Below are 3291 nucleotides of genomic sequence, written 5' to 3'. Positions count from 1 at the left end.
TTCTTTGCCAAATCAATGCCGATGGTAGTAATGATCTTCATGGGATGGTTCCCTTTCTGAGGTTTTCCATACCCTAGGGTAGCCAATTTATGCGGGCGGGACCATCCCATCACTCTACAGCTAGAGCAATTTCACTTTGAAATTGCTCGGACGGCTGCGTAAGCAGACGTTCGCTACGGAGGCGTAAGCGCAGTTTATCTGCGCGGTTAAACGCCGAAGCGAGCGTGACTTAAACTTTGAGAATGTACATTCTCAAAGTTAATCTGCTCTAAAGTTCACATTCGGCAATCCGATTTTTGTTTGTACGTAACGCGCATACACCCTGCCCGGTCCAGTTTGGCGCTCAACGGCTTTCCAGTCAGCCTGACCTGATTGTCAGGCTCTTTGGTATGGAAAACGCTGCACGGCTTTGGCGGCTTCCTGTGAATGCCCCGGAGCCACGCACAACGACAGGACGTTGCCATGACGATTCGTGCAAAGTTTTTACTGACTTTTTTTGCCGCCATTATTCTGGGTATCGGCAGCACCGTGCTGATTGTGATCGGAAAAATGGACACCATGAACGAGCGCAGTACGCAGGCGTATATGGAACACGCGCTCTCAAGCACCAATGAATATATAGCTCTTTTTTTCAAACAGGCCCAGGAAAGCGCGACCATGCTGGCGGCCACGCCTGCCATGCGCGAGGCTTTCGGCCACCTTCCCCTTTTCACGAACAACAGTGAACCGCAGCAGGTTCCCAGATCGGCCATGACGCCGCAGGCACAGGCGGTGGACGAAATATTCCAGATCGTCAAAGACAGCCATACCAATTACAGCAGCGTTACTCTTGGTGCTGAAGACGGCGGTTTTCTTGAATATCCCCTGGCTTCCTGGCCCGCCGGGCATGATCCGAGAACACGAAAATGGTATCGCCAGCAGATGGAAAGCTCCCGCGCCAGCAACATAAGCTCTGCCTATACCACGGCGCATGGCGTGCCTGCCTGCGCCGTCACGGCAAAGGTTACCGGCACGGACGGAAAGCTCCTGGGCGTCATTGACATCGACATTACCCTTTCCGCCCTTGTAGCTATGGTGGAAGGCATAAAAATCGGCCAGACAGGCTCCATCATCCTGCTGGAAGACAGCGGCATGGTTCTGGCCGCCCCCCAGTACAAGTCATGGGTCAACCGCAATATCAGCGAATGCGGCGTTCCGGCCTTGCAAAACCTGCTTGCCGCCGGTGGAGCAGGCACGCTTGCGCTGGACGGCGTTGAAAAACGTGTTGTCGTGTACAAGGGCTTTCAGGGCTGGCGCATGATCGCCCTCATGAATGAAAGCGAAGTCAATGCGGACATGAACGAGGCCCTCAAGCAGGTCTTGCTGGCAGGGGCCGCCATTACCGCAATCCTGCTGCTGCTTGCACTGTGGATCGTGCAGAGCATACGCAAACCCCTGCATCAGATGGTGCAGTGCACCACGTCCATCTCCAATGGCGACCTTGACTGCCTGCCGTCGGCAAAAAGATTTTCCGCCGAGCTTCTGCAACTGCACACCGGGCTTTCCAGAATAACGGATACCTGCAAAAACATGAGAACACAGGTGACGGCCACGGTGGGCAGCGTTGCCGACGGCTATCTGCGCAGCAGCATCAACGAATCGGAGTTCAGGGGCGACTTCAAAAAAATCGTCGAATCCATCAACGGCCTTGCGGGCAGCATGCTGGCGGTTATCGACAAAATACCTTCCCCCATCATGATCCGCGATGCGCAGAGAAAAATTCGTTTCCTGAATGAGGCCGGCATGCTCGGCGGCAAAGCGCCCGAAAAAATGGCCGGAACAGCCTGCTCCGGCCACTTCCGGGCCGATGCCTGCGCCGGGGGTTGCGCTGCGGATCAGTGCTTTGCCAGCGGGCGCAAAGAGGACATGAGCACCGTGTCGCATCCTTCCGGCGGCGCGCCCATCGACATGTTTTACACGGCCCTGCCTTACGGCTCTGACGCCGTGCTGGCGCTCATGACAGACCAGACGCAGATGCTGCAGGCCCAACGCCAGGTTATGGAAGTAGCCCGCGAGGTGGAAGAAGTAGGCACGAAGCTGTCCGCGGCATCCCACGAACTGGCGCACATCATCGCGCTGTCGGATCAGGGAGCGGAAAGGCAGGCCATGCGCGTGGGCGAAACCGCCAGCGCTATGGAAGAAATGAACTCCACCGTGCTTGAGGTGGCCCGCAATGCGGAACAGGCCGCCAACATGGCTATGGGTACACGCGAAAAAGCACAACAAGGCGCTGAAATCGTAAAAAAATCTGTCAACTGCATCCAGACGGTGCAGAGCCAGTCGCTTCAGCTCAAAAACGACATGAACACCCTGAACAGAAACGCGGCCGATATCAGCCAGATCATGAGTGTCATTTCAGACATTGCCGACCAGACCAACCTGCTGGCCCTCAATGCCGCCATCGAGGCGGCCCGCGCAGGCGAGGCAGGACGAGGCTTTGCCGTTGTGGCTGACGAGGTGCGCAAACTGGCGGAAAAAACAATGGCCTCCACCACCGAGGTCGCCAGAGCCATCACGGCCATCCAGAGCAGCGCGGGGCAGAGCGTCAACTCTGTGGACGCCTCCACAAAGTCCATCGAAGAGGCCACCACCTTTGTGACCCTGTCCGGCACGGCGCTGGAAGAAATCGTCAGCATGGTGGATACCACCGCCGACCAGGTGCGCGCCATCGCCACGGCCAGCGAAGAACAATCCGCCACCAGCGATGAAATCAACCGGTCAGTCAACGAGATCAACGAAATCGGCATCAAGACGGCCCAGGGCATGCATGACGCCAACCTCGCCGTTTCCGGCCTGAAAGAGCTTTCCCAAACTCTGGACGCTCTGCTCAAGACCATGAAACTTTCCTGACGTTAACCGGCGCTGCGGGTAAGATTCTCTGCCCGCAGCGCCGCATGAACGCTCTGGTTTGCGACACTCCGGCAGGCGTGCGTTCCGCCTGGCATACGCCACGGCAGGCAGCAGATAAATCCGCTGTCCGAGCCACATTGTCTCCCGACCCCGCGCTGCCGCGGCACATTGCATGCCTTTTTTTCCTGCACCCGCATGCCCAGGATATTTTCTCCTCTGCACGGTAGCAAAAAATCCGGCACTCCCCTATTCTTGAAACAAGGCATCTTTGAGAATTCCCTTCTCAAAGTTCTTACCACGCCATTACGACGCTGTACCACGCAGCAACACTGCGTGTAATCCTTCGCGGCGCACGCCTGCCCGCCTGCCGCCACGCGGCAACCGCAAAGCCGTACGCCATCG

1 protein-coding gene is annotated in these 3291 nt (G+C 57.1%); it reads left to right on the top strand.

Annotation, left to right across the window (positions count from 1 at the left end; genetic code table 11):
* Nucleotides 1–462 precede the first annotated feature (462 nt).
* On the top strand, nucleotides 463–2889 hold the full coding sequence (locus V6C16_RS09895) for a methyl-accepting chemotaxis protein (RefSeq protein ID WP_333543112.1): 2427 nt from the start codon (nucleotides 463–465) through the stop codon (nucleotides 2887–2889).
* Nucleotides 2890–3291 lie beyond the last annotated feature (402 nt).

This window comes from Desulfovibrio sp. 1188_IL3213, from assembly GCF_036763145.1.
Classification (GTDB): Bacteria; Desulfobacterota; Desulfovibrionia; order Desulfovibrionales; family Desulfovibrionaceae; genus Desulfovibrio.
This window is presented reverse-complemented; position numbering and strand designations above follow the sequence as displayed.